The following is an 11,609-nucleotide window of genomic DNA, read 5'->3' as shown; positions in this document are numbered from 1 at the left end:
CCCCTTGCGGCGGCCACGCTGCGGCCGAGAGCGAGGGGATGTCGCTTGACCGGAAGACGCCGCGCTACGGCGGCGGCTTGCGCGCGCGAGTTGCCTGCTCGAAGGCATAGGCCAGCCGCAGCAGCTTGTGCTCGCTCCAGGCGCGCCCTGCGAAGGCAACGCCGAGCGGATAGTCCGGCGTGTCCTTGCCGTCGATCGTTCCCGAGATGAAGCCGCCGCACACCATGACGCTGGGATAGCCTGCCTTGGCGGCAATCGCGGCGCCGGCAGCGCCGGGGAACAGCACCGCGTCCAGTCTGTGCTGGCTCATGTAAGCGTCCATGCCGCGCGTCCTGGCCGAGAGCAGGTCCATGGCACGCGCGGATTTGTACTCGCGCTCGCTCAGATCGCCCCTGGTCATGTCGGCGGCGAGGAAATGGTCCTGGCCGAAACGCAGCGCCTTCTCCGCGTTGGCTTGGTTGAAGGCCACGATGTCGGCGATGGTCTTGATGTCGGTGCCGGTCGCCCAATCCCGCAAATAGAGGTTGAGGTCGTGCTTCAGCTCGTAGAGGAAGACGACGGGCGGCCTTGCGATGGTGCCCTTGTGCTCGCTCAGCGGATTGCGGTTGAGCACGGCCATGGTCGTGCCCGGCCCGCCGATCCAGCCCAGCGTCGGCATGTTGGCGCGCACGATGATGGCGCCGAGATCCTCCAGCACCTCGATCGTCTCGGTCATCACCTTGACCCTGTCGGGCAGCAGCTTGCCGTAGAAGCAATCGTTGAGGGGATCGTTGGGATTGCTCGGCACGCCGATGCGTGCGCCCTTGAGGGCGTCGGCGGCAAGTCCCTCGGTGTAGTCGGCGGGCCGCCGCTGCTTCTGCGTCGCGGGGTCGAGCGGGTCCCGGGCGGCCAGCACGTTCAACAGCAGCGCCGCGTCGCGCACGGTGCGCGTCATCGGCCCTGCGGTGTCCTGGCTGTGCGCGAGCGGCAGGATGCCGGCACGGCTGATCAGTCCGACCGTCGGCTTCACGGTGACGAGACCGTTCATGCTGGCGGGGAACAGCAGCGAGCCCGAAGTCTCGGTGCCGATCGACGCCGCACACAGGCCGGCCGCCACCGCGACTGCGGACCCCGAGCTCGATCCACCGGGCTGCAACACCGGGATGCCATGCTCGCCGGTCAAGTCAGGCGCATAAGGGTTCTTCACCTGGCCGCCCAGCGACGAATAGCCCGAGGGCATGTCGACGGCGAGCATGTTGGCGAACTCGGTCAGGTTCGCCTTGCCGAGGATCACCGCGCCGGCGTCGCGCAGCAGCTTGACGAGGGTGGCGTCGTCCCTGGCGTGCGCCTCTTCCAGCGCCAGCGAGCCCGCCGTGGTCGGCTGCTTGTCGCCGGTGGCGATGTTGTCCTTGAGCAGAATCGGCACGCCGGCCAGCGGCCGCTCGACCGATGGCCTGATGCCGTCGCATCCGCCTGCGATCATGCGCGCATCGGGATTGAGCGTGCGGACCGAATTGAGCGCGGGCCCGCTGCGGTCATAGGCCTCGATGCGGGCGAGATAGAGCTCGGTCAGCGTCGTGGCGGTGATCCGTCCGCCGGCCAGGGCGTCGATGATCTCGCTCAACGGCGCTTGCTCCGGCGTCGGCAGGACCGGCGCCTCTGCATCGCCGCGGATCGGCTTGTCCATCGCGTCCTCTCGGGCAGCTTGCTGCGAAGCTGCTACCAATGGTAGCATTGGGCATGGTCGCACGACAAGCCGAGGACCGATCGGCGCGGCGCAGACGTGAGCTTCGAGTGCTTTCAGCGGCTTCAGACGAGCGATCCATGGAGTGCACGATCCGGCCCGCCCGCGAAGACGACGCCGATGGCATCAGCGAGGTGATCCTGCGGGCGCTGCGCGAGACCAATGCAAGGGACTACACGGACGCGATCATCGAGAGGATCGCGCACAGCTTTGGTCCTGACTCCGTCAGGCAGCTGATCGGGACGCGCACGGTCTTCGTCGCTACCATCGACAGCCGCGTCGTTGGAACGGCAGGCCTCGATGGAAGCGTCGTCCGTACCGTCTTCGTGGCACCCGATATTCAGGCCTGCGGCATCGGCAAGCGGCTGATGGCGGAGGTGGAGCGCATAGCGCGCGAGCGAAACATTCCCGCCTTGACGCTCTCGTCCTCGGTCACCGCCGAGACTTTCTATGCGCGGCTCGGGTTCAGGACAGTGCGCGACAGTTACCATAATGATGAACGTACGATCGTCATGGAGCGCGAGCTCGATGACGCGCCATAAGTCTGGCTCGGATCAGCCGCGATCGTCGGAGAGAAGCGCATGGTGCAAGGTGTGACCGCGATGGGGCTCACGGCGATCGATCTCGGGCTTCGCGGCGCGACGAGCGGCGTGTTCCTGCTGATCATCCTCGTGGCGCTGCTGCATCGTACGACCAACCAGCAGGCATTGTTGGGCATGGCCATGTCGGCCGGCGGCTTGTTCTACGCCATCACGACCGCGCCGTTCTTTCCCAAGTCATGCTGGTGGTGGGTGTTGCCGGTCTTGTCGGCGCAACCCGCAATCTTCTGGCTGTGGGCGCGCGCGGCGTTCGACGATGATTTCGTGCTGAAGCGATGGCACGGTGCGGTCTGGCTGGCGATTGTCGCCTTCGGCTTCGTGCTCACGCTGGGCTGGGCGCGCTGGCCCGCTTTGGCCGGGGCCGGGGGGCGGGTCCTGTCGTTGATCACCCTGGTGCTGGCGGTCGCAGCCGCGGTCCAGACCGTCAAGACCTGGCGGGTCGATCTGGTCGCGCGGCGGCGCCGGCTGCGTCTGGCGATGCTTGCGATCAATGTCGGGCTCATTGCGGTGGTGGCCGGCGCCGGCTTTGCGGCGATCCCGGTCGCCGTGCCCGGTGGGGCCGGGAGTTTTCCGACCGCGCTCTGCCTGTTCGTGGTGGCCATGCTGGCGGGTGTGGGGACTTTTGCTGCGCCCATGGCCGTCACGGCCAATGGCGCCACGGCGGCGATCGCGCCCGGCGACTTCAGCCCGCAAGCCCGGAGGGCCGATCGTGCCACGACCGGCGGAATCGTGGTCGATCCCCTCCTGCTCCGCCGCCTCGACCATCTGATGACCGTCGAGCGCATCTACCGGCAGGAGGGCCTTGCGATCGGGACACTTGCGGCACGGTTTGACGTTCCCGAGTATCGGCTCAGGCAGGCGATCAACGAAGGACTGGGTTATCGGAACTTCAATGCGTTCCTCAATCATTACCGCATCGAGGACGCCAAGGCGGCCTTGTCCGATCCGGCGCAGCGCGAGGTCCCGGTGCTGACGATCGCCATGGATGCCGGCTTCCAGTCGATCGGGCCGTTCAACCGCGCCTTCAAGGCCGAGACGGGCATGACCCCGAGCGAATTTCGGCGCGACGCCCTGGCCCAGCCTCAAACGGTGTCGGGCTCGGCGCGCGATCAGGAAATCGGCCAGCGGCGCCGGGACATCGGTTAGCCGATTTCCGGATTCGGCGAGAAGGCGCGGGCGTGATCGGGCAGGCTGTGAGGCGAGTCCTCATCAGCGAGCCTGGCCATGCCCCCTCCGATCGCCGCCAATTCTGCGTCCGAACGATTGCACGCGCTCGATGCGGTCCGGGCTTTTGCCCTGCTGCTCGGCATCGTCCTGCACGCGGCATTGTCCTTTGTGCCCGTCTCGCCCCGGTTCTGGTTCATCCAGGACACCCATCCAAGCGTCGCGGTGGGGCTCCTGTCCTTCTCCATCCACGTCTTCCGGATGACCACCTTCTTCCTGATGGCGGGTTTCTTCGCCCGGATGAGCTTTCATCGCCGGGGGATGAGCGGCTTCGTCGGGGACCGGCTGCAGCGCATCGCCCTGCCCCTGGTGATCGGCTGGCCCCTCGTGTTCGCGGCCATGGCGGTGGTCGTGAACTGGGCATCCCGGTTCCCGAATGGCGGTCCGACGCCCGCCATGCGCAACTGGCCGGTGCTGCCGAATTTCCCGCTCGCCCATTTCTGGTTTCTCTATGTGTTGCTGGAGCTCTATGTCGCCGCGCTTCTGTTGCGCAGCCTCGTCGTTTGGCTCGACGCATCAGGTGCTCTGAGAATGGCGCTGGATCGTCTGTTCGCGGGGATCATGCAAAGCCCGCTGGCCCCGCTCATTCTGGCGATCCCGATCGGCATCGCCTTCAGCCTCGATCCGAGATGGGCTGGCGCGGTCGGCGTGAGGACGCCCGATCAATCGTTCGTCACCAACGCGCAGGCCTGGATCGGCTTCGGCACGGCTTTCGGCGTCGGCTGGCTGTTGCACCGGCAGATCGATCTGCTGCGGATCCTGGAGCGGCGCTGGCTGTGGACTCTCGTGCCGGCGCTCGGCCTGATCCTGACCAGCTTCGTGCTATCGGGTGTGATGAGTTCAGCCCCGGGCGCGCCTAAGCTGCCGGTCCGCGCCGAGACGCTCAGGCTCGTCGCCGCCATCCTGTATGCGCCGGCGATCTGGATCTCGACCTTCGCCTTCATCGGCCTCGCGCTCCGGTTCATGTCCGGCTTCAGCCCGATCAGGCGTTACCTCGCCGACGCCTCCTACTGGCTCTATCTGATCCACATGCCGATCGTGATGGCGCTGCAGGTCGCGGTGTCGCAGCTCGCCTGGCCCGGGCCGTTGAAGTTCGCGATCATCCTCGTCGCGGCGCTTCTGCCGATGCTGGCGAGCTACCAACTCCTGGTGCGCTTCACCTTCATCGGCGTGCTGCTGAACGGCCGCCGCGCGCCGCGCGAGACGGCGCCCGCCGCCGCGGTCACCGGCGCGGCCGTGCCGTGATGCTCGGCTGCCGGCTTGCTCCGTCGTCAAGCCGCCGCGCGGCCAAGGTCCAGCGATGGCCTGCGCCTGGTCGGAAAGCTCAGCGCCACTGCGACGGCGGCGAGCCCGATCGCGAACGAGCCGACGTGCAGCCATGTGTAGCGCTGGAAATTGTCGAATACGAGCCCGCCGGCCCAGGGCCCGAGCGCCATGCCGAGACTTGCAAAGGCCGAGACCGCGCCGAACACGGTGCCCATGATGCGTGCGCCGAAGAACTCGCGGACCAGCACCGCATAGAACGGCATCACGCCGCGATAGGCGAGGCCGAACACGACGGACAGCGGCTGCATTGAACCTATCCGGCTTCCGGGAGCACCAACGGCGCGTAGTCGCTGATGTCAGCGACGAGGTAAGGCGCGATGAAGGCTCTGAGGGCATCGATCTGTGTTGCGGTCACGGCGCTTGCCCTGAGCCTGGCGTTCGGCGCGTCATCCCATGCCGAAGAGGACGAGACGGACGCGCTCACACGGCAGATGAAGGAGCTTTATCGGGCCGGGAAGTACATGGAAGCGCTGCCGCTGGCCCAGAAGTCTCTGGTCCTTCACGAAAAGCAGTTCGGCCCTGACGATGCGCACGTCGCGATGCCGCTGAGCGATCTCGGCACGATCCATCACAATCTCGGCGAATACGCCGTTGCCGAGCCGCTGTACAAGCGCGCGCTGGCCATCCGCGAGAAGACGCTCGGTCCGGATCACGCGGAAGTCGCAATGGTGCTGAACAATCTCGGCGATCTCTATCGCGCGGAAAGACGCTACGCGGAAGCGGAGCCGCTCCTGAAGCGATCGATTGCCATCGATGAGAAGGTGCTCGACCCCGACGATCCGTCGATCGTGTTGCCGCTGTGCAATCTCGGCGCGGTCTACAGCAGCCAGGGCCGCTACGACCAGGCCGAGCCGCTGTTCGAGCGGGGCCTCGCCGTGCTGGAGAAAGCGCTCGGCCCCGACGATCCCGAAGCCACGGTGCTGTTGAACAATCTGGCCGACACCTACACCCACCAGCATCGCGATGCCGATGCCGAGCGGCTGCTCAAGCGGTCGATGGCCGTGACCGAGAAGGCGAACGGCCCCGATCATCCCGACATCGCGCAGGCGCTGAACAATCTGGGGGCGCTTTATGGGCGTCAGGGACGCAACGCCGAGGCCGAGCGGCTGTTCAAGCAGTCGGTGGCCATTTTCGAGAAGACCTTCGGCCCCGATCATCCGGATCTTGCTGGTGTCCTGGACAACCTCGCCAACGTCTACAAGAATCAAGGTCGCCATGCCGATGCCGAGCAAGTCCTGAAACGGTCGATGGCAATCAGAGGGAAGACAAAGCCGATCTGAGCACGCCTGCCAGGCCGGTCGAGACGTCCTTGGTCTGAGGATCATCAGCGGATCGCGTTGAGGGGGCCATGACGAAGCCTGCAAGACTGCTCCAACTTGTCGTCGCCCTGACGTGGCTTGGATTGTCTGCCGCAACGGCGGCCGGCGGCCCATCGAAGGACATGTGGAGCGGCGCATGGACGTTCAGAATGGACCGCCAGGATCGGCCATGGCTCGTCTTTTCCGACCCGCGCGGCAAGACGGTATTCCGCATCGGCTGCGGTTCGCATTTCGAACTGGATGCGGTCTATCCGGGCAACGCGCCGACACAGGAACATACCGAGGCCTCGATCACGATCGGCAACGGCAAGACGCAGATGGATCTCGCCGGCTTCACCTACGCCGGTCCCGGGTCGTTCCCGCCGAGCACCTCGATGTTCAACCAGGCGGACCTTGGTCATCCCGGTCTTGCCGATGACCAATGGCGCGTGCTGGAAGACCGCGTCCTCGATCTTTTGGAGTCCGGGCGGCATCTGAGGATCTCCGCCGAAGGTAGAAGCTACGTGCTACCGGCGATCAAGGCATCGCGGTGGCGCGCGCGTTTTCAAAAGATCTGCTGACGCCGACTGCGGGCCGGAGGGGCGCGCGCCTCCCCCATGGCCCTTTTTTTATCGCATTGCTGGTTCGATCATGTCGGCATCGACGGGTCTCGATCGTCCTTGGATGGACATGTCCCGAACGAGCGGTGCATGGATCCCGTCGGGTGAATCGATGTCACCTCGGGCCGTCGAAATCGAACTGGAGCAATGCCCATGAGAATCACCGTCGAAACCAGCGTCGCAGCCCCCATCGATCGGGTCTGGCATGCCTATACGACGCCCGCCGACATCGTGAAGTGGAATACGGCGTCCGACGACTGGCATACGACCAAGGCGACGGTCGATTTGCGGGAAGGCGGCGCCTTCTCGTCCCGGATGGAAGCCAAGGACGGCAGCATGGGTTTCGACTTCGCCGGCACGTACACGAAGATCGTCGAACACAAGCGGATCGAATACGCATTCGGCGATCGCAAGGCCGAGGTCGAGTTCGTGCCCGGCCCGAACGGCGTCGTCGTCCGCGTCGTGTTCGATGGCGAAACGACGCACTCGGAAGAGCAGCAGCGAGGCGGCTGGCAGGCGATCCTGGACAGCTTCGCGCGCTACATCGAGGCGAAGCAGAAGGCCTGATCGGTCCGGAAGCGGAAGCCTACAAACCGCGCGGAGTCTCGGCGAACGGAAAATAACTCCAGACCATGTCGCCGCGTCGGAAGGGCGGAGCCATTCAGGTCTCACTGGAAAAGCGAGCGCCTGAACGCGTAATCCTCATCGCTTTCGTCGGCATCGCGATGGAGTTCATAGTTGTCGAGCGAGAGCGGCGGCATTTTCGAGAAATCCTGCACCACCTCGACGTAGTCCAGGTGGCGGCGCATGACCTCCTCGACGAGTTCTTTCACGCTCACATTGTCCCGCCCGGCAACACGCGAAGCCTTTTCGTAGAGCTCGTCGTCGAGATGTACCGTGATGTCGGCCATGACAGCTTTCCGGTGAGAACGGCTGAATTTACCTGACAATATAGCGGGCCTTGCCGCCGCGTTAAAGGTGTCGCCAATCCCGCCGCCGCTGGATGGCGGCAGAGTCCAAGCCCTGCCAGCCATGGGGCGCGACGATGACATGCTACCGCTGTTTTGCCCGACGGGTCAAACCGATTTCGTAAAATCCAAAAAACGCAATGCCGCCAAGGGGGCGGCTACTGTGCATGGGGTTGTTTTCGCGTTTTTTGTTTGTCGGCCCCGGAGGCCGGGCCGCCCCGGCCCCGGCGTTGCCTCAGCTATCCACCTTCAGTGCGGCGATGAAGGCTTCCTGCGGGATGTCGACCTTGCCGAACTGCCGCATCTTCTTCTTGCCTTCCTTCTGCTTCTCCAGAAGTTTTCGCTTACGCGTGATGTCGCCGCCGTAGCACTTCGCGGTGACGTCCTTGCGCAGGGCGCGCACCGTCTCGCGGGCGATCACCTTGCCGCCGATCGCGGCCTGGATCGGGATCTGGAACATGTGCGGCGGGATCAGCTCCTTCATCTTCTCGACCATGGCGCGGCCGCGCCCCTCGGCGCGGGTGCGATGCACCAGCATCGAGAGCGCATCGACCGGCTCGGCATTGACCAGGATCTGCATCTTGACGAGATCGGCCGGCTTGTAGTCGGTGAGATGATAGTCGAACGAGGCGTAGCCCTTGGAGACCGACTTCAGGCGGTCGTAGAAGTCGAACACCACTTCGTTCAGCGGCAGGTCGTATTTCACCATCGCGCGGGAGCCGACGTAAGTCAGCTCCTTCTGCGAGCCGCGGCGATCCTGGCAAAGCTTCAGCACGCTGCCGAGATATTCGTCGGGCGTCATGATCGTCGCCTCGATCCAGGGCTCCTGGATCTCCTCGATCTTGACGACGTCGGGCATGTCGACGGGATTGTGGATCTCGAGCTCGGTGCCGTCGGTGAGCTTCATCTTGTAGATCACGCTCGGCGCGGTCGCGATCAGGTTGAGATCGAACTCGCGCGACAGCCGCTCCTGGATGATCTCGAGATGCAACAGGCCGAGGAAGCCGCAGCGGAAGCCGAAGCCGAGCGCGGCCGAGGTCTCCATCTCGAAGGAGAAGCTGGCGTCGTTGAGGCGCAGCTTGCCCATCGCGGCGCGCAGCGTTTCGAAGTCGTCGGCGTCGACCGGGAACAGGCCGCAAAACACCACGGGGATCGCCGGCTTGAAGCCCGGCAGCATCTCCGTCACCGGCTTCCGGTCGTCGGTGATGGTGTCGCCGACGCGGGTGTCGGCGACTTCCTTGATCGCGGCGGTGATGAAGCCGATCTCGCCGGGTCCGAGCTCGTCGACCTGCTGCATCTTCGGCGTGAAGAAGCCGACGCGCTCGACGTCGTAGGCGGCGCCCGTGCCCATCATGCGCACGCGGCTGCCCTTCTTCATGACGCCGTCGACGACGCGGATCAGAACGACGACGCCGAGATAGACGTCGTACCAGCTGTCGACCAGCAGCGCCTTCAAGGTCGCATCGCGATCGCCCTTCGGCGGCGGCAGGCGGGTGACGATGGCTTCCAGCACGTCGGGTACGCCGAGGCCGGTCTTGGCCGAGATCATCACGGCGTCGGAGGCGTCGATGCCGATGACGTCCTCGATCTGCTGCTTGACCTTCTCGGGCTCTGCCGCGGGGAGGTCGACCTTGTTCAGGACCGGCACGATCTCGTGATTGTTGTCGAGGGCCTGGTAGACGTTGGCGAGCGTCTGCGCTTCGACGCCCTGGCTGGCGTCGACCACCAGCAGGGAACCTTCGCACGCCGCCAGCGACCGCGAGACTTCGTAGGCGAAGTCGACATGGCCGGGCGTGTCCATCAGGTTGAAGATGTAGTCCTTGCCGTCCTTGGCGCGGTACTGCAGGCGCACCGTCTGCGCCTTGATGGTGATGCCGCGCTCGCGCTCGATGTCCATGGAATCGAGCACCTGCTCCTTGCCCGCCATCTCGCGGTCGGAGAGGCCGCCGGTCATCTGGATCAGGCGGTCGGCCAGCGTCGATTTGCCATGGTCGATATGGGCGACGATGGAGAAGTTGCGGATGTTGGAAATGGGGACGGTCGTCATGGGCGCGGGATACCACTCACATCCCCGTGCGGCAACCTTATTGCTGTATTTTCAGGGCCTTTGTTCACGCCAAGCTGATTCCACGATCGCCCAAAACGCGCTAGGCAAGCGCCCATGTCGACCACCTCGATCCCCACCGTCAGGGCGCGTCCGAAGACCCGCCTGAGCTTTGACCGCTTCCGGGCCTGGCTGGTTGCCTGCGCGGTCCGCCCCGAGGCGAGATTGTGGCTGGTGATCCAGCTCGCCATCCTGCATGCGGTGCTCTGGACCTTCATCCTGATCAATCTCAAGGCGGCGCAGGACGTTCACATGGACGTCGCGGAAGCCTATGGCTGGGGCCAGAAATTCCTCTGGGGCTACGGCAAGCATCCGCCTCTGTCGGGCTGGGTCGCCGGCCTCTGGTTCATGGCATTCCCGGCCACGGACTGGGCGACCTATGCGCTGGCGATGGCGACGGTCGGCGTCGGCATGGTGATCTGCTGGCTGGTGGCCTTGCGCGTCGTGGATGCGCGCCGCGCGTTCCTGGTCGTGGTGATGGTCGCGCTCTACCCGATCTTCAATTTCAAGGGCTTCAAGTACAACCCCGATCTGCTGCAGCTCGTCACGCTGCCGCTGCTGGTGCTCGCCTATCTCAACGCGTTCGAGAAGCGGAGCTGGCAGTCGGGCATCTGGCTCGGGCTCGCCGGCGCGCTGGCGCTGATGACCAAATATTGGGTGCTGACGATGATCGGCGCCATCGGCCTTGCCGCGCTGATTCATCCCGAGCGGCTGAAATTCCTGTCCTCGCCGGCGCCATGGGTCGCCATCGCGACGATGGCGGTGGCGATGATCCCGCACATCGTCTGGCTGGCGGATGCGCATTTCGTGCCGCTGACCTATGCCGGCGACACCTACAGTCTCCAGGATGCCAGCCAGGTGCATCAGCTCGTCGCCGGCTACATGCTGCATAATCTCGGGCTGCTCGCATTGCCGGTGGCGCTGGCCGCGCTCGCAATGGCGCTGGTGCCGCCGTGGTTGACGCTGCTCGCGCGCGCGCCCTTGTACATCGTCACGCGGGCCTGGCGGCGCGGCGCCAATCCGGGCGTCAATCTTTCGCAGGCGCTGAACGTGTGGATCATCCAGATCATCGTCGCGCTCGGCCCGCCGCTCGGCGCGCTGGTCTTCAGCATCTACATGAAGACCGATTGGGGCATCTCGCTGTTCTTCCTGGTGCCGCTGGCGCTGGTCGCGATTCCCGCCTTGCGGGTGCAGGGCGCGAGCCTGTTCAACATCGCCGCGATCTGGCTCGTGCTCAGCGCGGCGACGCTGGCCGCCTCGCCCTGGATCGCCGCGCGCGAGATGGCGGCCAATGCCGGCAACACCGCAACCTATGGCGCGCGCTCGGATCTCGCGCGCGAGCTGACCCAGGCCTGGCACGCGCGCTTCGCCTCGCGCTGGGCGGTCGTTGCGGGAACGATGGAGACGATCCAGCCGATGGTGTTCTACAGCCCGGATCATCCGGCCGCGTTCACGCCGAACGAGGCCTGGGCCTCCGGATTGACCTCGCTCGACGACGTCAAGAAATACGGCTTCATCGGCGTGTTCGATCCGACCGATGGCCGGCTGCCCGCGTTCGAGAAGTGGGTCTCGGACGTCGCGCCGAACGCCGAGCGCATGGTGATGACCACGCGCCGCTTCACCCACGGCAGGGCCGGTCCGTCGATGAGCTGGAACGTCTACATCGCGCCGCCCAAGCAGTAACGCAACGGGACGGACGTTCCCCGGACGCAGCGCAGCGCGTAGCGGTGTGCTGCAGATCCGGGGT

The 11,609-nt window shown here is 65.3% G+C and carries 11 protein-coding genes; 7 read left to right on the top strand and 4 right to left on the bottom strand.

Annotated features, from left to right (window positions below; genetic code table 11):
* Nucleotides 1-64 precede the first annotated feature (64 nt).
* A complete protein-coding gene (locus tag UNPF46_RS25580; RefSeq protein WP_142251841.1) occupies nucleotides 65-1,666 on the bottom strand; it encodes an amidase family protein in 1,602 nt (533 codons plus the stop codon).
* A 53-nt stretch (nucleotides 1,667-1,719) separates the two neighbouring features.
* Between UNPF46_RS25580 and UNPF46_RS25575 the strand changes: the two genes are divergently transcribed.
* The 3 genes from UNPF46_RS25575 to UNPF46_RS25565 all read left to right on the top strand — a co-directional run bounded on the left by UNPF46_RS25575 (nucleotide 1,720) and on the right by UNPF46_RS25565 (nucleotide 4,791).
* Entirely contained in the window at nucleotides 1,720-2,265 is a 546-nt protein-coding gene (locus UNPF46_RS25575) for a GNAT family N-acetyltransferase (protein WP_349628180.1), read from the top strand.
* A gap of 39 nt (nucleotides 2,266-2,304) precedes the next feature.
* Nucleotides 2,305-3,468: an AraC family transcriptional regulator gene (locus UNPF46_RS25570; RefSeq protein WP_246668734.1), complete on the top strand. Its 1,164-nt coding sequence runs from the start codon at nucleotides 2,305-2,307 to the stop codon at nucleotides 3,466-3,468.
* A gap of 78 nt (nucleotides 3,469-3,546) precedes the next feature.
* Nucleotides 3,547-4,791, top strand: a complete 1,245-nt coding sequence (locus tag UNPF46_RS25565) for an acyltransferase family protein (protein WP_142251840.1) — start codon at nucleotides 3,547-3,549, stop codon at nucleotides 4,789-4,791.
* A 26-nt stretch (nucleotides 4,792-4,817) separates the two neighbouring features.
* Here UNPF46_RS25565 and UNPF46_RS25560 read toward each other — a convergent pair whose 3' ends face one another.
* Nucleotides 4,818-5,120 carry an MFS transporter gene (locus UNPF46_RS25560; RefSeq protein ID WP_246668733.1) on the bottom strand — a complete coding sequence of 101 codons (303 nt, stop codon included), beginning with the start codon at nucleotides 5,118-5,120 and terminating at the stop codon, nucleotides 4,818-4,820.
* A gap of 69 nt (nucleotides 5,121-5,189) precedes the next feature.
* On the opposite strand from UNPF46_RS25560, the gene UNPF46_RS25555 reads away from it, so the two are divergent.
* The 3 genes from UNPF46_RS25555 to UNPF46_RS25545 all read left to right on the top strand — a co-directional run bounded on the left by UNPF46_RS25555 (nucleotide 5,190) and on the right by UNPF46_RS25545 (nucleotide 7,357).
* Nucleotides 5,190-6,152, top strand: a complete 963-nt coding sequence (locus UNPF46_RS25555) for a tetratricopeptide repeat protein (protein ID WP_142251839.1) — start codon at nucleotides 5,190-5,192, stop codon at nucleotides 6,150-6,152.
* A 68-nt stretch (nucleotides 6,153-6,220) separates the two neighbouring features.
* Nucleotides 6,221-6,751, top strand: coding sequence for a hypothetical protein (locus tag UNPF46_RS25550; RefSeq protein WP_142251838.1), 531 nt, complete (start codon nucleotides 6,221-6,223; stop codon nucleotides 6,749-6,751).
* A gap of 192 nt (nucleotides 6,752-6,943) precedes the next feature.
* Nucleotides 6,944-7,357 (top strand): SRPBCC family protein, encoded by a 414-nt coding sequence (locus UNPF46_RS25545; protein WP_142251837.1) that lies wholly within the window; start codon nucleotides 6,944-6,946, stop codon nucleotides 7,355-7,357.
* A 101-nt stretch (nucleotides 7,358-7,458) separates the two neighbouring features.
* Here the strand turns inward: UNPF46_RS25545 and UNPF46_RS25540 are convergent, their stop codons facing one another.
* Complete coding sequence (locus tag UNPF46_RS25540) at nucleotides 7,459-7,701, bottom strand: hypothetical protein (RefSeq protein WP_142251836.1); 243 nt, start codon at nucleotides 7,699-7,701, stop codon at nucleotides 7,459-7,461.
* A gap of 292 nt (nucleotides 7,702-7,993) precedes the next feature.
* A complete protein-coding gene (gene lepA / locus UNPF46_RS25535; protein ID WP_142251835.1) occupies nucleotides 7,994-9,805 on the bottom strand; it encodes a translation elongation factor 4 in 1,812 nt (603 codons plus the stop codon).
* Between the two features lie 114 nt (nucleotides 9,806-9,919).
* On the opposite strand from lepA, the gene UNPF46_RS25530 reads away from it, so the two are divergent.
* Entirely contained in the window at nucleotides 9,920-11,545 is a 1,626-nt protein-coding gene (locus tag UNPF46_RS25530) for a glycosyltransferase family 39 protein (protein WP_142251834.1), read from the top strand.
* Nucleotides 11,546-11,609: the final 64 nt, after the last annotated feature.

Source organism: Bradyrhizobium sp. UNPF46 (genome assembly GCF_006658625.1).
GTDB lineage: Bacteria > Pseudomonadota > Alphaproteobacteria > Rhizobiales > Xanthobacteraceae > Bradyrhizobium > Bradyrhizobium nitroreducens.
Note: the sequence above shows the minus strand (reverse complement) of the source record. Positions and strands in the feature narration are given on the sequence as shown.